The 19668-nt window shown below is 44.4% G+C and carries 18 protein-coding genes; 3 read left to right on the top strand and 15 right to left on the bottom strand.

The window, feature by feature from the left end:
- Positions 1–638 precede the first annotated feature (638 nt).
- A complete protein-coding gene (locus ACQY73_RS00220; RefSeq protein WP_428659791.1) occupies positions 639–806 on the top strand; it encodes a hypothetical protein in 168 nt (55 codons plus the stop codon).
- 823 nt (positions 807–1629) lie between these two features.
- Here the strand turns inward: ACQY73_RS00220 and ACQY73_RS00215 are convergent.
- Positions 1630–3012: a tail fiber domain-containing protein gene (locus ACQY73_RS00215; RefSeq protein WP_428659789.1), complete on the bottom strand. Its 1383-nt coding sequence runs from the start codon at positions 3010–3012 to the stop codon at positions 1630–1632.
- 292 nt (positions 3013–3304) lie between these two features.
- Here ACQY73_RS00215 and ACQY73_RS00210 point away from each other — a divergent pair, with 292 nt between their 5' ends.
- Positions 3305–3487: a 3-coathanger stack domain-containing protein gene (locus ACQY73_RS00210; RefSeq protein WP_428659786.1), complete on the top strand. Its 183-nt coding sequence runs from the start codon at positions 3305–3307 to the stop codon at positions 3485–3487.
- A gap of 299 nt (positions 3488–3786) precedes the next feature.
- On the opposite strand, the gene ACQY73_RS00205 is transcribed toward ACQY73_RS00210, so the two are convergent.
- Together ACQY73_RS00205 and ACQY73_RS00200 are read right to left on the bottom strand one after the other, a co-directional pair.
- Positions 3787–4074, bottom strand: coding sequence for a hypothetical protein (locus ACQY73_RS00205; protein WP_428659783.1), 288 nt, complete (start codon positions 4072–4074; stop codon positions 3787–3789).
- A gap of 35 nt (positions 4075–4109) precedes the next feature.
- Positions 4110–5270: a tail fiber domain-containing protein gene (locus ACQY73_RS00200; protein WP_428659780.1), complete on the bottom strand. Its 1161-nt coding sequence runs from the start codon at positions 5268–5270 to the stop codon at positions 4110–4112.
- A 332-nt stretch (positions 5271–5602) separates the two neighbouring features.
- Here ACQY73_RS00200 and ACQY73_RS00195 point away from each other — a divergent pair, with 332 nt between their 5' ends.
- Complete coding sequence (locus ACQY73_RS00195; protein ID WP_428659777.1) at positions 5603–6640, top strand: tail fiber domain-containing protein; 1038 nt, start codon at positions 5603–5605, stop codon at positions 6638–6640.
- 502 nt (positions 6641–7142) lie between these two features.
- Here ACQY73_RS00195 and mnmE read toward each other — a convergent pair.
- The 12 genes from mnmE to ACQY73_RS00135 all read right to left on the bottom strand — a co-directional run bounded on the left by mnmE (position 7143) and on the right by ACQY73_RS00135 (position 19511).
- Positions 7143–8480 (bottom strand): tRNA uridine-5-carboxymethylaminomethyl(34) synthesis GTPase MnmE, encoded by a 1338-nt coding sequence (gene mnmE / locus ACQY73_RS00190; protein WP_428659774.1) that lies wholly within the window; start codon positions 8478–8480, stop codon positions 7143–7145.
- A gap of 2 nt (positions 8481–8482) precedes the next feature.
- Positions 8483–8686 carry a DUF4177 domain-containing protein gene (locus tag ACQY73_RS00185; RefSeq protein WP_428659771.1) on the bottom strand — a complete coding sequence of 68 codons (204 nt, stop codon included), beginning with the start codon at positions 8684–8686 and terminating at the stop codon, positions 8483–8485.
- Positions 8687–8724: 38 nt separating this feature from the next.
- Entirely contained in the window at positions 8725–9483 is a 759-nt protein-coding gene (locus ACQY73_RS00180; RefSeq protein WP_428659768.1) for a DUF3575 domain-containing protein, read from the bottom strand.
- Entirely contained in the window at positions 9480–10277 is a 798-nt protein-coding gene (locus ACQY73_RS00175; protein WP_428659765.1) for an LVIVD repeat-containing protein, read from the bottom strand. Before ACQY73_RS00175 ends, ACQY73_RS00180 begins: the two co-directional genes overlap by 4 nt.
- The gene (locus ACQY73_RS00170) at positions 10265–10810 is read right to left on the bottom strand and encodes a hypothetical protein (RefSeq protein ID WP_428659762.1); all 546 of its coding nucleotides are present in this window, start codon (positions 10808–10810) and stop codon (positions 10265–10267) included. Before ACQY73_RS00170 ends, ACQY73_RS00175 begins: the two co-directional genes overlap by 13 nt.
- 14 nt (positions 10811–10824) lie before the next feature.
- Positions 10825–12072, bottom strand: coding sequence for a metallophosphoesterase family protein (locus ACQY73_RS00165; protein WP_428659759.1), 1248 nt, complete (start codon positions 12070–12072; stop codon positions 10825–10827).
- Positions 12073–12119: 47 nt separating this feature from the next.
- Positions 12120–14144, bottom strand: a complete 2025-nt coding sequence (locus ACQY73_RS00160; protein WP_428659756.1) for an OmpA family protein — start codon at positions 14142–14144, stop codon at positions 12120–12122.
- Between the two features lie 124 nt (positions 14145–14268).
- Positions 14269–15636: a DUF4038 domain-containing protein gene (locus ACQY73_RS00155; protein ID WP_428659753.1), complete on the bottom strand. Its 1368-nt coding sequence runs from the start codon at positions 15634–15636 to the stop codon at positions 14269–14271.
- A 130-nt stretch (positions 15637–15766) separates the two neighbouring features.
- On the bottom strand, positions 15767–16534 hold the full coding sequence (locus tag ACQY73_RS00150; protein WP_428659750.1) for a 3-hydroxyacyl-CoA dehydrogenase: 768 nt from the start codon (positions 16532–16534) through the stop codon (positions 15767–15769).
- 159 nt (positions 16535–16693) lie between these two features.
- Entirely contained in the window at positions 16694–17143 is a 450-nt protein-coding gene (locus ACQY73_RS00145) for a DUF3237 domain-containing protein (RefSeq protein WP_428659747.1), read from the bottom strand.
- 2 nt (positions 17144–17145) lie between these two features.
- Positions 17146–18384, bottom strand: coding sequence for a flavin-dependent oxidoreductase (locus ACQY73_RS00140; RefSeq protein WP_428659744.1), 1239 nt, complete (start codon positions 18382–18384; stop codon positions 17146–17148).
- A 74-nt stretch (positions 18385–18458) separates the two neighbouring features.
- Complete coding sequence (locus ACQY73_RS00135) at positions 18459–19511, bottom strand: 2-oxoacid:ferredoxin oxidoreductase subunit beta (RefSeq protein WP_428659741.1); 1053 nt, start codon at positions 19509–19511, stop codon at positions 18459–18461.
- Positions 19512–19668: the final 157 nt, after the last annotated feature.

Genomic DNA, 19668 nt, shown 5'->3' with positions numbered 1-19668 from the left:
AAGCAATAGCAAGCCCTAAGGTTGAGCATAAAAAAGCCGCCCAACAACGCTGCACGGCTTTCACTATTCCACCTCAAATAAATATCATTGACGTACCTACGAGTATAATTTCTAAAACGATTCTCGGTCGCAACAAAAAAGAATCCCGAACATTTCCTGTCCGGGATCTCGATTCTATCCCAGGCCTTTTTACTGTTGTGAATCATGCAGAGTATCGGGACAATATCATGTAAAAAAAGAACCCCACAGACGAGTCATCGTACGGGGTAGCAATCAGGGCACATCTGATGATATGCAAAATGATCGCATCACTTGAATTTTGTCAATAGCTAAAAACAAAAAAATCCACTCAGGACTACCCAAATGGATTTTCAGCACAATATACCCTAATTGAAATGTTATGATAGTTGCAAGATAGAGCATATTTGCTCTTTTATTACAAGTGCCATCGAAATGTTATCAAGCGGTCTTTTAGGCAAAAAAACGCACAGCGTTGCTGTGCCGGGTTTAATATCATTGAATTTGAAACTTTAAATATCGCTCTACATAGGCCATGAATAGGTGAAAAATTTTTGCCTGCAACAAAAGAACCTCGTAGACAGCGTCCACGAGGTTACAGGGTTTCTCTAAGTTATGTTATGAAACAGTATTTACACGGATATGCGAAAAATGGATTTAAAGTGATGCAAAAAGTCAGTACTATTACGAAAGCGGCTTTGAATAAGCATTTCAAAGATATTCCTTCTGCTTACATAGACGAAAATGTTCAATTTGAAATATTTTTAATTGAACTTTATTTAAAATAGACTATTTTTTACCATTTTGGTATACTAATTGCTTTAATATTAGAGTAAATAACAGAATAATCTGTAGGGTAAACAGTAAGGGTATCGCCCGGCTTTCCAATAAAGTCGGGCGATCTTTTTTAACAAAATACCGAGTTAATACTCTGACGTTGAAAATAGTAATAGAAAACGGCGATTGATTTAGTTTTCGATACATTCACTCGTTAAAATGGTTGTTTTGTTTATTTCTGCTTTTTGGGATATAAATACCTACTTTCTTTGTATTGCAAAAGCCACTTTACCCTACTTTTGAGATTGTACAAGCCATGTGATAACCGCATGGCTTTTTTATGTTCCGGGTATTAGGTCCCGATTATTGGTTAGACATCATTCGCTAAATCACATTCAAAGCAATGACGCGAGAGTATACCATTGATATTTTTCAACACTTCGCCTTAGATTCCGGTGATTTCACCTGCCAATAGGTAGGTTTCACGGTTGTCAGGCCTTCAATGGTACCTTAAAGTTGACTTTATACCTTAAATTTGTATAGTTATTAAAATGTATGTTCAATCACTCCGGTGATTATTGAATAATATTTTAAGTAGGGTAAAGTGTACCGTATGGCCATATCTTAATGAGGTATGGCCATATTTTTTTAAAGATATACACTTACCCTGCAAATGAACCCTTGACCAAACACACCCTTACTTTGTAAGGGCCCTGTTTTATTATTTAATAAGGTTCGGACCTGTCCTTTTCACGCTTTCAAAATTCTTTCTATCATCTTTCCAACGAGGCAGCTACCCTATAACAACTGTAAATCCACTATAGGTGTGTAGGTTTATTTTCTATCAGCATTTCGAAGAGCATTATCAGCCTTGAGCTTTGTGATTTCCGCTTTTAACTCCTCCAGTGCTGATAGCTGCGCTTTTAATTCTTCAATCTCTTTTTGTTGCTCTTTCACAGCATTGACCAGTGGCATAACAAAGTCCGAATAAGCTAACGAATAGGTTCCATCCTCCGATTTCTTCAATCCGCTGAAAGGCACATTCATTTCCTTCATCACAGCTTCAATATCCTGAGCAATAAAGCCATCGTGACGCACATGGGCCTTATCGGCAATGTAGCTGTAAGAGGCGGGCTGTAAACGGGTGATGAAGCCAAGCCCCAAGTCATTGGAGTAGCGAATGTTTTCCTTTAAACGGCGGTCGGATGGGGTAGACCAGGGAACTTGACCTTCGATGACGGTAATTTGATTGTTGCCGATGCGCACTTTATTAGAGGCATTCACGGTGGCATTGTACCCCAAGGCCATAGCGTTAGTAAGGTTATTGGCAGAAGCATCGGCATCGTAGCCCACAAAGGTATTATTACTGCCGATAGTGATCAAACTGCCGGCATCGTAGCCCAGAGAAGTGTTTTGGTTCCCGGTGGTGTTGGCAGAAAGCGCAGTCATGCCCAGTGCTGTGTTGTTGTAGCCGCTTGTATTTCCATAAAGCGCCCTATAACCTATGCCCGTATTAAAGCCTCCGGTGGTGTTACGAAGCGCATTATAGCCCACGGCAGTGTTGTTATAAGCGCTAATGTTGTAACCAAGCGCACCGGTGCCCACAGCGATATTGTAGTCACCATAGGTGTTACTGCCAAGCGCACCGGTGCCGATAGCGATGTTGGCTTGGCCCTCCGTATTGTTATAAAGCGCACCGGAGCCGATGGCAGTATTGGAATTGCCATATGTGTTGTGATAAAGCGCTTCACCGCCCAGTGCCATGTTGCTGTAGCCATTGATGTTGTAAAAAAGTGCATTCGAACCCAGAGCGGTGTTCAAATAACCGGTGGTGTTGGTATAAAGCGCCTGATAGCCCAGTGCAATGTTATCATAACCGGTGGTGTTGTGAGAAAGCGGATAAACTCCTATTGCGGTGTTGCCGCTGCCGATGGTATTGGAAGTAAGCGTTGAATAGCCCAGTGCAGTATTGCCAACACCGCCGGTATTACGCAGCAGTGCTCCGCTGCCGATAGCGGTGTTGAAGTATCCGTCAGTCATACTCCGCAGGGTGGAAGGCCCCAAAGCCACGTTGGTGGTATCACTGCCGGGATTGGTTTTGCCTTGCAATCCCTTTGGAGTAATGGTGATTGAGCCGTTAAGTGATTGAGTAAAGATTTGGGCATTTACCCGAAGTAAAAAACCTGTCAGAAATAGGAAAATAAACGCTTTTTTCATTTTAACGAAGGTTTTATGTTGTGAATAAACACTAAGTTAGAAAGTCATCATTCATAAACGCCTGAAAATGAAGAGAATTTAGTTAACGGTTTACTGTCTGCTATCAACCGGTTTCGACAGCGTCTGGAATAACGATTTTAATTCGATAGCTCAAAAGACCTATGAACCAAATCCCTAAACTACTAAGGGGTCATTTCCCACTCATGAAACATTTATAACCGTAAATGATAAATTTTATAATTATGAATTGTTCACTTTCAGAAGGTGTGAGGATCATACGGTTCTAACTGGAGTGCCTGCGGAATCAAGCATACAAAGTTCCCCGACAACGATCAACTCTACCCAAAAATTGACTACCGAAAGTCATGTTTACTATTTTGCGCCACAAAATATTGTCTTAAGTCCGGGCTTCAGTAGTGATAACAGCGGCGTTTTTAAAGCAGAAATAAAAGACAGAAGCTGTATCGTCAGGTAATATTTAAGGCAATAATATACAAAACATATCATAAAGTACATACACACTATAAACCCTATTTACAGGGCTTTAGGTACTTTTAATACAGGTTTGTTATTTGCTTATTTTGTTCGGTTACTTCCCCCGATACAAAAAGCAATTAACATTGATTATCAATAAGTTACAAAATAAAGATACAAATAGGGTACAAAATCGTTATGCCGTTAACAAAAAACAGCCCTTTTGAGGCTGTTTTGTTCCTTTAGTTTAATACCCCTGTTCTTAACTCTTTCAGGTCCACGATGGATTGAGTTAAAATTTCATTCTGTCTTTTTAGTACAAAAGGCTGCAAAGCTTTTGTTAGCCGCAAAAAACTCTTTACCCTCGGGTGTTAATCCTATTTCCAGTCCGCCTAACCCATCCCATTTGGAGGAAAACAACCCAATGCCTTTGGTTGTCAATAAAACCGAAATAGAGGCCTGATCAAATTCATGAACACCTTTAGCTACAGCACTAATTAGGATCGTAATAAAGAGGCGGGAATCAGGTGTTTTTAACAGATGGTGGCCCATGTTATCAATAATGTCAATTATGTACTGCGGAATCATAAAACTTAAATTAAGTTTAGATGTACGGATTTTTGTTATTGCTTATTAGCTGCCATTTTCGTCAATGCTTCTACTTGTTGCTTTAGCATTCTGAGGTCATTTATTTCTTTTCTCAGCTCCTCAAGCTCTTTTTGCTGTTCCTTCACTGCATTCACCAACGGCATCACAAAATCAGAATAAGCCAATGAATAAGTGCCGTCAGGCGACTTCTGCAAACCCGAGAATTCAACACCTAACTCCTGCATGACTTTCTCCACATCCTGCGCAATTAGTCCGTCACGTCTCACATTGGTTTTGTCGGCTATGTAGGTGTAGGACATTGGAGCGAGGCGAGTAATGAATGCTAGACCGAGAACAGACGGAGCGAAGTTGTGTTTGAGGCGGCGGTCGGAGGGAGTAGAGAAAGGTACAGCGCCTTCGATGACCGTCACAACACTATTTCCAATGCGTACTTTGTTGGAGGCATCAACGACGGCATAGTAACCAATAGCGGTTGAATTGGTAAAGTTATTAGATGACGCATTGGCATAAGAGCCTAAAAATGTGTTACAGCTGCCGGTAGTGATAGTACTTCCTGATGAATGACCCATAGCAGTATTGTTTCGACCCGTTGTATTGGAAAAAAGAGTATGCCATCCATTTGCTGCATTATCTCTGCCTGTCGTATTCCTGGGTAATGAACCTGTTCCAACAGCTGTATTTTGATCAGCGGTTGTGTTATCCCCTAGCGCTCCGGAACCAATAGCTACATTTTCACTTCCCAGCCAATTATAATAGAGAGTCTGCGCTCCGACACCAACATTGTGAAACCCTGTTAAATTATAGTGCAGAGATTCCTTACCTATAGCAGTATTTCCAGCTCCTTCAGTGTTATTATTAAGTGCCCTATATCCGTTAGCCGTATTATCTATACCTATCGTATTATAATAAAGTGCACTATATCCAATCGCTGTATTAAAATGCCCTGCTTCGTTATTAAAAAGTGCAACACTGCCAAAAGCCGTATTGTATCTTCCTTTATTTTTTTTTAATGCCAGTGCACCAAAAGAAATATTGGTTGTATCTGTAAAGTTAGAAATTCTGTCTGTCACGCCCTGAGGGGTGATAGTTATTGAACTACTTGTGGTAGATTGAACATAAATCTGCCCATAAGAAACATTGGCAATCAATAAGCATAGAAATAGAAACTTCTTCATAAGATGTGATCAGCGTTAGTAATTAACCCCAAAAGTACATTACCAACGCTTTCACACCTACCGCTTGATAACTATTTGATGGGAGATGCGTGGAAGGGAATGGCGCGAACAAAATCGCTTCAACAGCATTTATACAATTGATCTTTCATACGGAGCAATTTTTTAAGCTGTTGATTTTATTTTGTTGTTTTACCTCTTTGGCGGCTGTGATCTGCCTGACTCGGTTGCAATACGAAGTAAAACCGTTTAGTAAATTCTTCTCATTTTCAGGCGCTTATGAATGTTAACTTTTTAACTTAGGCCTTATTTACTAACACAGAACCTGAGTTAACATGAAAAAAGTGTTTATTTTCATATTCCTGACAGGGATTGTACTTCGGGCAAATGCCCAGATCTTTACGCAATCTACCGGCGGCTCCATCACCCTCACTCCTAAGGGACTGCAAGGCAGTGCCAATCCCGGCAGCGACACCACTAACGTAGCTTTAGGCTCCTCAGCATTAAGAAATGTAACCGATGGCAGAAGGAACGTCGCTCTCGGCAGCGGGGCAATGATACGTAATACCTCCGGCGATAACAACACCGCTATCGGTCATCGAGTACTTAATTCCAATACCGGCGGCTCTTTCAACATCGCTGTAGGCGGCAGTGCGCTTTTCTCTAACACCAGCGGCTCTCACAACATTGCTGTGGGAATGAGTGCACTTATAGGCAACACTGAAGGTAATTTCAATTCTGCGCTGGGTTATCAGGCATTATCCGGCAATGATACAGGTAGGTACAATACTGCTCTGGGAATGAATGCGCTCTATTCCAACACGAGCGGTAACACCAATATCGCGTTGGGTTACAGTGCGGGCTCAGGGATTACCACCGGAAGTGACAATACCTTTTTGGGTCACAATGCTGATGCTTCATCAGGTACGATAAGCAACGCTATGGCCTTGGGTTATAATGCGGTTGTTAATGTAAGTAACAAAGTACGCATAGGTAACAGTGCTGTCACCGTCATCGAAGGTGCTGTCCCTTTCTCTACCCCTTCCGATCGTCGTTTAAAGCAAAACATCCTTTACACTTCCGCACTCGGGCTAAACTTTATCACTCGACTACAACCCGCCTCTTACACTTACATTGCCGACGAAACCAATGTGCGCCATGACGGGCTGATCGCTCAGGATGTGGAGAAAGTCATGCAGGAGTTGGGCTTGCCGTTCAGCGGACTTCAAAAAGCGCCCGATGGTAGGTATTCATTGGCTTACTCTGACTTTGTCATGCCGCTCATTAATGCCGTCAAGGAGCAGCAGCAGGAGATTGACGAGTTGAAAAACCAAGTAAAGACGCTTATGAAATTGGTGGAGAGTAAACAGTAAGCGTAAACAAAAGGTACACATCGCTGTATGAATTGGCAATGGTGGCCGTAATGATTAAGCAATGGTATAAGCATTAGGAGAGATATACTACTTCTTACACTAAGAAATCTACGAATACTTGATAAAAACAAAAATCCACCCGGAACATCCAAGTGGATTTTGTGCGCAAGATACCCTAATTGATTATCTACACAATGTAGGTTTTGTTTTCTTTCGCTTCACAAGTGTCACCGAATAATTATCAAACGGTAAAAAGCCGCACAACAACGCTGCACGGCTTTGGTTTCATTCCACCTATAACTATCACAGAAAGGCATTCTGATTGGCATACCTACGTGCAAAATCTCCAAAACGATTACCTTATGTAACAAAAGAATCCCGAACAGACTTGCCCGGGATATAACTCCATTCCTAAACCATAAAGTATAAACATAATAAAAGCCCTTATTTCAGGGCTTTAGGTGCTTTTAGTATACGTTTATTATTTGCTTATTTTGGGCAGTTACTTTCCGATACAGAACTTACTGAAAATATTCGCCAGCAAGTCATCATTGACAATTGTACCCGTTATCTCGCCTAAATGATGCAATGCCAATCGAATATCCTGCGCCAGAAAATCGCCGGTGATTCCAATTTCAAGGCCGTTCAGTGCATCGCTCAGCGCTTGTTGTGTTTTCACTAAATGTTCATAGTGACGCAGGTTGGTAACGACGGTGTCGGTTTTCTTTTCGTTGTAAACCCGTTGGATAATCGCCTTTTGAAGCGCAATTATTCCTTGTTTCTTTTGAGCCGAAATTCGAACATAGGTCTTGCCAATATTCTCATTGCTGATGGTTATGTCTCCCAAATCAGCTTTGTTTTGTACCCAGATCGTTTTTTCAGGATCTGCTAAAGAGGTAATTTCGGCCAATGTCCGGTCACTGTCAAACAACGCCAAAACAATATCTGCCCGTTCAATGGTTTGTTTCGAGCGTTCAATGCCGATTGATTCCACCACATCGTCAGTTTCGCGAATACCGGCCGTATCAATGATCCGAAATTTTATGCCGTCAAGGTAAAGGACATCTTCAATGACATCGCGCGTAGTGCCTGCAATGGCTGTAACGATGGCTTTTTCTTCGTTCAACAGTGCATTAAGCAGCGTTGATTTACCCACATTGGGCGCGCCGATAATGGCTACAGGAACGCCTTCTTTAAGTGCATTCCCAAAATCGAACGACTCAATCAACGGCGCAATAGTACTTTGCAGACTCAAAATCAATCGCTTAAGATCATCCCGGTTGGCAAACTCTACATCTTCTTCACCAAAATCCAGTTCCAACTCCACCATTGAAGCAAAATGGATCAACTCTTCGCGCAGAGAGGTCAATTTTTTTGAGAAACCGCCCCGTAATTGATTCAATGCCGTACGATGACTCGCCGCCGAGTCGGCCGCAATGAGATCGGCAACGGCTTCAGCCTGCACCAGATCAAACTGTCCGTTAAGAAAGGCCCGTTGGGTAAATTCCCCCGGTCGCGCCAAACGCGCTCCCGACCGAACGAGCAGTTTCAACACCTGACGAATGATATAATCGGAGCCGTGACAGGATATTTCAACGGTATCTTCTTTGGTAAACGATTTGGGAGATTTAAAGACAGCAACCACCACTTCATCAACGATGGTTTCATTGTCGCGAATGGTACCAAAGTGCAGGGTGTGGCTTTCTACTTTCCGCAGGTCTTTGCCTTTAAATATCTGATTTACAACCTCAAATGTACCCTCTCCCGATACGCGTATTACTCCGATAGCTCCTATACCCGAGGCTGTAGCTAAGGCGCAGATAGGTTCCTGTTGCAGCATGATCAAAATTCGCGCAAACGCTTGAAAATAAACATTACTTTAGAAGTCTGCCCATAAGACGCCCCGTTGATGTCTATTGAATTTACCAATTCCCACCCCTCTGTTGCAAGTGCGTTAAGACTGGTTTCAATTTTTTCGGGTTCTAATATGGTTCCCCAAAAGCCGCCCGGCTTTACTTCGATCACTTTGTATTCGTAGTTTGCCATTCTGTTTTTTGTCTTAAAATACAGTCACAAGCGACTGTTTAATAAGGCAAAGATAAGGATTTAGGCTTTCTTGGCCTAAAAGCGTACCCAAGCGCAATGCCGGCCGACACACCGGGCATCGTTCCGTAGTTTCCCGGTGTGTCGGGTCGAAAGGTAAGAAATCGATTTCTGAAGATATTCGTCATTGTCCGTCCTGAATTATCTTTCACGATCAACGACCTGATTCCCAATCCCATATAAATTTCGATCGTGATTTTGCTTTGCGTTGAAAAAGCGTATCCCCATTTAAAATGTCCCGCCGATACTTGGCGATTAATACGAACGGGCAGCACCTGAAAATAAGCACAGGCGCCCGTTAAAGGGTCACAATCCCGACCAACTGACTGTATTTGATCGGTTAACACATTTTTACGAAAATATTCCAACGCAATAAAGAAACTGCCGTTAGGGGAAGAAATATCTGAGAAATAATACCGTATCTGACTGCGAAATCGCCACGTTTGTCGATTTGGATATTCTTCCCGTTCAGACGAATACACATTGAATGAATTATGCCCCCAACCTACTTCCTGCTGCACGCTCCAACGATTTGTCAAAGGGACTTCCAATCCTAATGTAAGTGTATTGTCAGGATCAATCAGTGTGCTCGGAATCGTTTTCAGAATTGCTTTTGGGAGCGGAATTACCTGAGCGTGAAGCGTTACTACTATTGTATTCACCAAAATAAGCAATGCCAAAGCCCATTTGCTGAAATAAGGCAACCATTTTACTTCTTGCCATTTTCTATTTTTGCTCATGGCTCAATGGAAATTTTACTTAATAATTCCAACTTCCCTTCTTTTTGATAACTGTATTGGAAGAACCCTCCGTCGCCGGTTACGAGCAGCGTCTTATTGAGCGGAATTACATCGAAAGATTTCACATCTTTAATTGTTTCTCTCAAAACAGGCTGTTCGGGTTTAGATATATCAAAAATTTTCAACCCATTATTACCTTCACAAACAAACAGTTTCGTACCGTCAACCCCCAAACCGTAGGGACTTTCCATGGGTTGGCTATGAATCAGCCGAGGAGATTTCAGGTCTGAAATATCAACAACATCCAACGAGCTCATCGACATGAATCGTCGGCAACTTACGCCTCCTCTCAACGTCACGTAGGCAAAATTTCCCTGCACCACTACGGGGTCGCAGCTCTGCACGTGGGTAAACCGCGAAAGCAGCAAAGGAGTAGCAGGTTGTTGATTATCAAAAATATACATGCCATCGTTAGCTCCGATGAAGAGATTATCTTTGTAGGGAAAAATCGTCTCCAACCCTACACTAAGCTTCACGGAGCTTTTGGCGACCGGCTCGGTTGGGGTGCTGATGTCATACACCTGCAGTTTATCCGGCAACACACAATAAAGCGCATTGCCTACAATGGCAAAACGCGCCATTGAACCGCCCACACCGGTTTGTCCGTTGGGGTTTACATCGGCCATTTGGTCGGAAGAACAGGCTATTACCAAACCCCAAACCACCGCAGTACAGATCGCATATAGAAAATTTTTCATGGTCATTCCGTTAGCGTTGGCGTTTACCGATAACATTTAGGGCGATTCATTTTTACCTTTTCCCAACCTATCACCACTCCTTTTGATTCATCGACACATTCAAAATAGATACTGCGATACGGGGGATACGATTGGGCAGGAAAAGCATTTTCAATGCGTTTTACCACTTTCACATTGGCAGGATCAGCGATGTTGAGCACCACAAAATCACGACCATTGTCGGCATACATCAGGTTTCCTTTTACGGCAATGTCTACATTGCCCGGAATCTTGATAAACGACACCTTTTGCGGTGCCGCAGGGTCGGAATTGTTGATCAAATGGATGCCTTTGCCCTGCTCGTTGATAAAAAGATAATTGCCTCTCACGTAAATCTTTCCGGGTTTTTGAAGCGATTGCGGCGCTTCGGTGCTTACCTGCTTCACTTCTTCCGCAGTGAGATAAATGGCTCGGTAGCCTTCTCCATCAAACAACGGTGCGCCGGGCGGAACTGCATCATCACTTACCTCAGTGACACAGCCCAGTAGCCCAACAAGACTGATCATCAAAACAGATGTCCTTAATTTCATTTTCGGTTGAGGTTTTATTCCATTTTATTCAGCATTCCCGACTCCATGTCAATGTGCCAGTTTTCACTCACTACCACTTTATCTTCGATATCACGGTATTCGATGGAAAGCGTTTCTTTGTCAAATTTCAGCCAGGCAAATCCGTTGTACCCAACGCCTATTCTGCGTAAATTTTTTCTTCTCCGTTGGTCGTAAAAAAGGATGGATTCGGTATCATATTTGGGGGCATTTATTTCGGCGGGCATTCCACCATGACCAATGCACCGACCATAAACAGGTAATCCTGCCACTTCTCGTTTTTTGTATCCGACCAGTCGATGTTCATGGCCCCATATCCATACTACAGGACGTTTAAAAGATCCAAACAGTTGTCTTAGCTGCCTTGCCGGACGTGGAAAAGATTTTCGAAAGGAAGAAAAAGGAGGATGATGGCTCAGAATGACAATTCCCCGGCGGTCGTCAGGATTGTCCAAATGCAGTTGATTCTTCAGCCAACGCACCTGTTCTTTACGTAAATGGCAATCGGGTGGAGAAAGAATTTCAATAAAAGGACGTTCAACGGAGGTATAGCCGGTATCTAAACCGATCACGCGCCAATAATCATTCTCCAGACAAAAAAAGCCCGCTTTTTGTTCTCGAATTGTTGATGGGCTCCCGCCGTCCTTTAAATTATCAGTGGACAAGCTATCAACGGAACTGTCCGACGGTTTGTGCACTTCACGTACGCCCATCGTAGGCAACAGGGTTTTGAAGAAAGCAGCTCCATTGGAATACATTTCATGATTGCCTGACAACGCCAAACTACCCCATTTCCCACGGGGCCACGATGCTTTGGGACTGATGAAATTGTCATGTACCTCTGAGGGAGCACCCACAAAATAAATATCACCCAAATGGATGGAGTAATCGGGTTTATGCGAAGCCACAACCGCACCTATGCGGTCTGATTCGGGAGTATCGGATGCCCAATCCGAAAGCAACGCGATGCGTGTCGTCTCGTTTTCGACCTTCATTTTAAACACGCCGTTATCATCTCCTGCGGGATAAAATTGATACGGGTGTCGAGGGCCAAAACGGCTTTTGAGGTAGTGAAAAGCAAATCCGAAAATGTTAAGCCATAGGAAATCAGTTAGTTTCCGGCTAGCATCGGCCTCTTCCAAAACGTTCTGGAATTGAGCGGTCTGGGTACGCAAATGGTTTTCCAGTTCAGAATGGCCAACATTGACGTACTCTTTTAAATCTCTTTTGGGGGTATCCGGCATCTGACTCTTCGGTTGAAGTCAGCGAAGTAAGTAAAAAAAAGATAAAATCACATCTTTACGATCGTAAACTCAACCCGTCGATTTTTTTTACGGGTTTCTTCGAGTTCATTGCTCGCTACAGGTTTTGTAGAACCCCATCCTTTGGCTTGCAGGCGGTTTTCAGGTAAGCCTTTGTTTACCAAGTATTTCTTCACTTCTTTCACCCGGTTTTCGGAGAGTTCCATGTTCAGTTTAAAATCCCCCTGATTGTCAGTGTGTCCTTCAATGAGGATTTCCATGTTCGGGTACTTGAGCATCATTTCATAGATTCGATCCAGATCGGGCAATGATTCCGGCATCAACTCAAATTTACTTTGCTCAAACATGATTCCATTGGGCGTGATTTTCTTCCCTTCTTTGATCGGCACCAGTAATATATTCCGTTTGATGTCTCTGAAACGCTTGTCTTTCGACAAGTCCACAATTTCGTCCAACGGAAAAAAACCGTCTTTGATCGCGCTCAAACGATACGATTGCTGAACCGGCAAAATGATCTTGTATTCACCCGTTTCGGGATCGTATTCAATTTTGGAAACGTTGGTATTGTCCTTTAATAAATTCGTTACGATCTCGGTCGTAACGGGTTTTCTGGTATCTGCATCAATCACGCTCCCCGATATAATAGCCACAGGCTCAGGACGAATGGCATTATATACCTTAAAGCGAAACAGGTCTTCGCCTCCCAGTGAGTTTTGCATTGAACTCACATACGCATATTCTCCCGAAGCCGGAATACTCATAAATCCGTCCCATTGGCTCGTATTAATGGCGGGGCCAAGGTTTTCGGGTTGACTCCATTTCGTCCAGGTTTCATCGAGTCGGCGGGTCATAAAAATATCCCCACCGCCATAACCGGCATGGCCATATGAAGTGAAATAAAGTGTTTTGTTGTCGGTGGCGATAAAAGGGGCGCTTTCCACGTCAGCAGTATTAATAACCGACCCCATGTTGAGCGGTTTACTCCACGTAGCGTCACTTTTCAGAAAACTGACATACAGATCGCGGTCGCCGTTAGTATCCTGACGTTTGACCGACATGACCAATACATTTCCCTTCGGCGATAAGGTAAACTCCGTATTGTTCTTCTTGTCAAGGTTGTAAATGTCTTCGATCTTACATTCAACGGGAGATGTCCAGCCTGTTTTTGTGCGCGTTGCTTTCGATAAGCCAAATGTCATGGTTCCGTCAGGACGGTATACATTCATTAAGTAAAGCGTTTTTCCATCGGGCGAGATGCTCACAATCGCATTGTTGTCAGCGTTGTTGATGGGTGCTCCCATGTTTTGGGCCTCGTTCCATGTATCTCCTTGGCGCGTAGCAAACCATACATCCTGGGTTTCGGCACCTCCTATGTTTTGTTCGTACTTTCCTCGGGTAAAAAAGATGGTTTTTCCGTCGGGTGAAATAATGGGTGCCACTTCCTGTCCTTTGGTATTCACGCCGGCACCTAAGTTTTCTTTTATTATTTCTTTAGGGGCATCTTTAAAAACATTGATCTTCAGCTCATAGGGTTTGTCAACGCTGTTTAGTCCTATGGCGTCAATTTGATTATATCCTTTAACACGGGCAGGATTCAGCGAAACTTTTACTGAGCTGATGATCATGGATGAATCGGGAACGGTGATGGTCAATACGCGCCCAACATCGGCAATGGCCGGTCCTCCGCCTGACCAAACAGCCAGTTCTTTCCCGGCCGCATCGTATGCATATACCTGCGTGATGCATCCTTGATTAAAATTTTCAACGATAAGAATTTGGCGCGCTTTTTGTGGTTTATCAAAACCTACCCTAATCCATTCTTCCACATTGGAATCGGCGTTGTAGGGAGACCATGCGCAGGCACTCTCCCCAAAGGGAGGAATGGTATTGGGATGCCCGAGCGCCTGTAAGGCACGGTATTCTTTACCGTTAGCCTCTTTAATATATTCAGACGAAAACCCCACTAACTTGCCGGCCCACTGAACTTCCTGTGCTTGACTTGTGCAGACCGACACTAAAACACACCACCACCATCCGATATGTTTGGCCATCATGAGGGAGTATAAATTTTTATGGAGTATTATTCCTGTAAAAATAATCAAAAATCATTCCGGAAACAGCCTCTATTTGTATAAATTCGCTCATTTTTGAAGTCTTTGGGTATAATCCAATTGAGAATTACTTCCGTCCAACGTTTCCTATAAGTAACAGCCAATCATCGTCAAGCGTAGGAGGTGTCAATTCTCGAATGCCCTGCGGTTTAAAGTACCCGCCTATAAATCGATTGTTGGTACGGGGGCTGATCCATAGCGCCCTGACATTGCTGCCATTTATTTTTTCTACATTGACCCTAATGGTTCTGCTGGAAGGTAAATAGATCATGGCCATTCGATAATTAGGCAAGACCGACACCACTCCGTAGTCATCGCTTCCGTACGTGCCGCGCCCCTCCACCAAAAACTCAGAAGTTGTGTCAGGGCGAGAAAGATACCACGGCAAACCGTTCATGATCTTGTAAAATAAATTCATTTGGGCAGTACCGGGCAAACTAAGCTTTTCGCGCCAATTGTCCTCAAAAGACCACAGTGAACTTCCATAGCATTGCCCGCTGCCGCCACTCAAAAGCGACCAATAGGCCTGTCGCCTTATTATGAGGGCATTGCCTGCATTTTCATCTTCGTACTGCGATTCTCCCAAAATAAACGCCTTCCGAGGGGATTTCTGCGATTCTTTCAACGCGGCTTCGTACACATGTGGCATATCCGACGTCCATGCTCCTTGCTTTCCCCGAAAATAGGTATAGATCATGCTGAGGTCGAGCCATTTCTCCGCCGAAAAAACGTCAGTACTGGAATGAGAACTTGCAGCATGGTACGTCAAAAGTTGGTTAGGAGCAGTTTCTTTGATGCCTTCGGCCATTGCCCGTTGAACGGCTTCTTCCCGTAAAGGATCACGGTCACCACCCATGATCCAAAGAACATTTGAATGTTTCCCGAACCGACGCCCAAGGTATGACCCAAAATTTCGGCATTTATCAACCCCGTTCGTATGTTGTACTTCAAACCAATTCGTTCCGCAACATCCAAGCCATGCAGGTACAATGGCTACCAGTATCTGCATATGGGCGGCCAGCTTTATTACTTCATCAACGTATCCGAAGTATTTTTCATTGGGCGTGTCAAAATTCTCTTTTTGCATAAAAGGTTTTTCTCCGTACGCATTGGCCTGATTGGGTTCAGGTGGCAGCAATTGTAAAAAAACGGTGTTAAAATGGTTTTCGCGGCGGTTATCCAAATAGTACCGTGCTTCTTCCAGTTTCAGTTTATGAAAGAGCGTCCACCCGGCATCCGCATTCATTAAGAAAGCCTGCCCGAAACGATTCGTCAGATAACGTTCATCTCTGCTGATTTTAATCGGAAAGATTCCCTGACCAACAGTTGCTACTGCAACGGGTTTGGCTTTTTTGGCAACACGTCGCTTTTTTTGGGCAAATAAGGAAGGCACAACAAAAAGAAAGAGCACTAGAATGCGCAACGAAATTCTCATGGGGTAAAGTGAACAGGTTTGGAAACGCCAAAACTACTAAAAAAGCGGCCATATATGCAATATGGCCGCTTTTTAGCCCGCTAACAGGCATAGTGATTACGTTTTACCCAAGCAACTGCTTCTTTTACATTCATTTTGCGGCCATCCGAATAGCTCCGTCCAAACGGATCACCTCGCCATTAAGCATCTGATTTTCAATGATATGCTTTGCAAGTGCCGCGTATTCATGCGGCCTTCCGAGCCGGGAAGGGAAAGGAACCTGTTGTCCCAATGATGTTTTTACATCATCGGGCATTCCCATCAATAACGGGGTTTCGAAAATTCCCGGAGCAATGGTCATTATACGCACACCTAACTTCGCAAATTCCCGAGCGATAGGCAATGTCATGCCCACAATTCCACCTTTAGACGCCGAATAAGCAGCCTGCCCGATCTGACCGTCAAACGCCGCTACCGAGGCGGTATTGATGACCACTCCCCTTTCGCCGCTTTCTTCGGGCTCGTTGTGTTGCATCACCGCCGCCGCCAAACGAATAACGTTGAATGTGCCGATAAGATTAATGGAAATGACATTGGTAAACCGCTCCAGAGAATGAGGGCCGTTCTTTCCCACTACGCGCTCGGCAGGGCCAATACCAGCGCAATTTATCACACCATCCAACCCACCAAAGGCATCAATCGCCGTATCTATTGCATTTTGTACACTTTCCGCATTGGTAACGTCAGTATGTACAAACAATGCATTTTCTCCCAACTCCGCCTCTGTCTGCTCTCCCACCGCCGTATTGACATCGGCCAATACCGCATTGCCACCGTTCTCTACAATCATTTTGGCCGACGCGGCACCCAACCCGGAAGCACCTCCGGTGATCAAAAATGTTTTTTCCTGAATTGTCATTGCTTTGTTTTTTTAACCATACAAGGCATATAAGTACGTGTTCAAAATTATTTTGTTTGACCCCGGATGCCGTCAAACAAAATAATGCAAACTAATTATTATGGCTTACTTAATCAAACTTATATTTACTTATATGCCTCCTATGGTTTAACTAAATTACTACAAAACCTCATACACCTGAATCAGCACTTTATCCGGTTTCCGCACACCCGTTGCCACAAAGACAGACTGCGTCAACCAAGCATACTTCGGGTCTGCGGTTTCAAAAACGGGAATGGAGCGAAAATAGTATTGAGAAGGCAATACTTCTTCTCCCGCCGCCAGTCGTTGCATGACCGCCGCCGGGCCGCGCCGAAGCCCTTGATTTACAATGGTTATCAACGATCCGTCATCTGTTTTGAGCACATATCGAGCATCTACTTCTGCCACTTCATCGGTTCGGATGGTCTGCCAATCATAGCCGCCTGCCTGAATTTCCCCTCTTATTTTCGGTCCTTCAAATGTGCCGCCTTTGATCGGCACCATGCGACGATTTCCTTTGGGCGTATCTCCCAACACCTGTATTCCCGCTACTTCTACACGCAGCTCAAATGCAAATTTCAACTCCATTTCTACGATTTTTGGTTTAGGGTTTGAATATCAAAACCCGCAATTTTTTTGTAATGATTCATTACTTCTTCCAGCTCTGTATGCGGAATTTGGTCGGGCGAGAAACCCGCCGGAAAACGTTCTTCCATTCTGTCCATAATCTCATCAGGGCCTTTAGCCCGATTTTGCAAAACCACTTTGGCCGTTGCCGGCACGCGTTCATTATTGTATACCTGTAACGCTTCCATTACATTCTGAGTATCTGTCAGGCATTCAGCTAAGTAATCAGCATCCAAAATGGCCTGCGAAGCCCCGTTGGAACCAATCGGATACATCGGATGGGCAGCATCGCCGAGCAGCGTAATCCTTCCAAAAGTCCACCGCTCCAAAGGATTACGGTCGGACATCGGAAATTCATACACGGCATTGGCTCCCGCGATCATGGCAGGTACATCAAGCCAGTCAAACATCCAATTTTTGTATATTTTTACCAATCGCTGTTGGTCAGCCGCGCGGTTCCAGTCCCTGACCTCAAGCTTTACTTTGTCATTTTCACGCAAATTTGCGACCCAGTTGATAAGCATATTTCCTTCCGCATCACGCTGTGGATGAATGGGGTACGCCACCATCTTCTGTCCCATGTGCCCCACCATTACCATCGTGGTGCCGTTGAGAAAGGGCTTCATACGCGTAGTGCCACGGTACAATACATTGGAAGAATACACTGGCGGCCCTTCGTTGGGGTATAATTGCTGTCGCACTACGGAGTTAATGCCATCGGCACCGATCAGAAAATCGCCCGTTTCCCGGCCAATGGATTGCCCCGTTTCTTTATCTGCAAAGTGCGCAATTACCTCCTGTTCATTCTGCTCAAAAGAAACCAAATGATGGTTAGTTTTGATGGCTTCACTTCCCAAAACACGTAACGCCTCTTCGAAAAGTATCCGTTGCAGCGTACCACGATGAATTGAAAATTGAGGCCACTTATACCCTGCAAATCGTCCGCGTGGCTCACTCCAAAAGGCTTGTCCGAATTTATTGAAATAAGCCAGATCGGTCGTTTCAATCGCATTTTCGGCGATGATCGGTTGCAGTCCAAGATAAGTAAGAACGCGTACAGAATGCGGCAACAGATTGATTCCCACACCCAACGGTTTTACTTCTTTGACCGATTCAAACACCGTTACTTCCAATCCGATCTTGTGTAAGCAAAGCGCGGCGGTCAGCCCGCCGATCCCTCCGCCAATGATGATAGCTTTCATGTTGATTTTAATCCTTGAAAACAAAAACCGCGCAGAGATTTTCTCTACGCGGTTTTCAATGGGTCTACTGATTCTTACCTGAATTCATCATTCAGCATGGCCAACACACCCGAACCGGGGCACAGATCTTCTTCTTTTAAACTGTTGAGCGGGCGCGTATCTGATTTTATGACTTCGTGCAAATCTTTACTTTCGGGGTCAACGTATACCAATCCGGTCAGGATTTCACCCTCGGCTTTCGCCTGTTGCAAACGGCGCATCGCCGCCTGACGGTCGCGCGGGTCCCAGCCATCGGCCAATTTATGCAACTGCACCGAGGAGCCATCGTGAAGTTCTACATCAACGGAACTGCCGGTATCGTACGAAACAGTAATCTCTTCTTTTTCAGGCACGTACCCTATTTCTGCCAATGCCTCAATGTGGTCGCGAACGTAGTCGTATGATTTCGTGGAACCAACGTTATTATTAAATGTAACGCAGGGCGAAAGCACGTCGATCAACGCAAAACCTTTGTGTGACAATGCCGCTTTAATAAGCGGCACCAATTGCGTTTTGTCGCCTGAAAAACTGCGTGCTACAAAGGTAGCCCCCAATTCCAGCGCCATTCCTACCAGATCGATACCTTCAAACGGATTCACGGAACCGCTTTTGCTGACCGAACCCATATCGGCGGTGGCAGAATCCTGTCCTTTGGTGAGTCCGTAACAACCGTTGTTCATCACGATGTACAGCATGTTGAGGTTGCGCCGAATAGCGTGAACAAATTGCCCCATTCCAATCGAAGCGGTATCGCCATCGCCCGAAACTCCGAGGTAAATCAGGTCACGATTGGCCATGTTGGCACCCGTCGCCACCGACGGCATCCGACCGTGTACGGAGTTGAATCCGTGCGAGTTGTTGAGAAAATAATTGGGTGTTTTGGACGAGCACCCAATGCCCGACAGTTTTGCCACGCGGTGCGGTTCGATCGACATCTCATAGCACGCCTGTACGATGGAGCCACTGATGGAATCATGCCCGCAACCGGCACAAAGCGTCGAGATCACCCCTTCATAATCTGATTTAGAGAAACCTACCGCGTTTTTGGGCAGGTCAGGGTGGCGAAATTTTGGTTTTATATACGTCATTGTAATTCGTTGTCTGTTATTTGCTATTCGGGACTTGTAGCTATTCGGGATTTAAAATCCCGAATCAGTTCTGCAACGGATTTGAAATCCGTTGCAGCTTCGGGGAAAATCAGTGTTATTAGGTCTTCTTACACTATGAATTAAATATTTCGAAATA

This window comes from Runella sp. (assembly GCF_965279615.1).
In the GTDB taxonomy this organism is placed as follows: domain Bacteria; phylum Bacteroidota; class Bacteroidia; order Cytophagales; family Spirosomataceae; genus Runella.
The sequence above is the reverse complement of the archived record's forward strand: the minus strand, read 5'-3'. Positions and strand labels throughout refer to the sequence as shown.

Coding starts and splice junctions, on each gene's coding strand:
- ACQY73_RS00220 (WP_428659791.1), top strand. CDS start 639: ATGAAACAGTATTTACACGGATATGCGAAAAATGGATTTAAAGTGATG.
- ACQY73_RS00215 (WP_428659789.1), bottom strand. CDS start 3,012: ATGAAAAAAGCGTTTATTTTCCTATTTCTGACAGGTTTTTTACTTCGG.
- ACQY73_RS00205 (WP_428659783.1), bottom strand. CDS start 4,074: ATGATTCCGCAGTACATAATTGACATTATTGATAACATGGGCCACCAT.
- ACQY73_RS00200 (WP_428659780.1), bottom strand. CDS start 5,270: ATGAAGAAGTTTCTATTTCTATGCTTATTGATTGCCAATGTTTCTTAT.
- ACQY73_RS00195 (WP_428659777.1), top strand. CDS start 5,603: ATGAAAAAAGTGTTTATTTTCATATTCCTGACAGGGATTGTACTTCGG.
- mnmE (WP_428659774.1), bottom strand. CDS start 8,480: ATGCTGCAACAGGAACCTATCTGCGCCTTAGCTACAGCCTCGGGTATA.
- ACQY73_RS00185 (WP_428659771.1), bottom strand. CDS start 8,686: ATGGCAAACTACGAATACAAAGTGATCGAAGTAAAGCCGGGCGGCTTT.
- ACQY73_RS00180 (WP_428659768.1), bottom strand. CDS start 9,483: ATGAGCAAAAATAGAAAATGGCAAGAAGTAAAATGGTTGCCTTATTTC.
- ACQY73_RS00175 (WP_428659765.1), bottom strand. CDS start 10,277: ATGTTATCGGTAAACGCCAACGCTAACGGAATGACCATGAAAAATTTT.
- ACQY73_RS00170 (WP_428659762.1), bottom strand. CDS start 10,810: ATGAAATTAAGGACATCTGTTTTGATGATCAGTCTTGTTGGGCTACTG.
- ACQY73_RS00165 (WP_428659759.1), bottom strand. CDS start 12,072: ATGCCGGATACCCCCAAAAGAGATTTAAAAGAGTACGTCAATGTTGGC.
- ACQY73_RS00160 (WP_428659756.1), bottom strand. CDS start 14,144: ATGATGGCCAAACATATCGGATGGTGGTGGTGTGTTTTAGTGTCGGTC.
- ACQY73_RS00155 (WP_428659753.1), bottom strand. CDS start 15,636: ATGAGAATTTCGTTGCGCATTCTAGTGCTCTTTCTTTTTGTTGTGCCT.
- ACQY73_RS00150 (WP_428659750.1), bottom strand. CDS start 16,534: ATGACAATTCAGGAAAAAACATTTTTGATCACCGGAGGTGCTTCCGGG.
- ACQY73_RS00145 (WP_428659747.1), bottom strand. CDS start 17,143: ATGGAGTTGAAATTTGCATTTGAGCTGCGTGTAGAAGTAGCGGGAATA.
- ACQY73_RS00140 (WP_428659744.1), bottom strand. CDS start 18,384: ATGAAAGCTATCATCATTGGCGGAGGGATCGGCGGGCTGACCGCCGCG.
- ACQY73_RS00135 (WP_428659741.1), bottom strand. CDS start 19,511: ATGACGTATATAAAACCAAAATTTCGCCACCCTGACCTGCCCAAAAAC.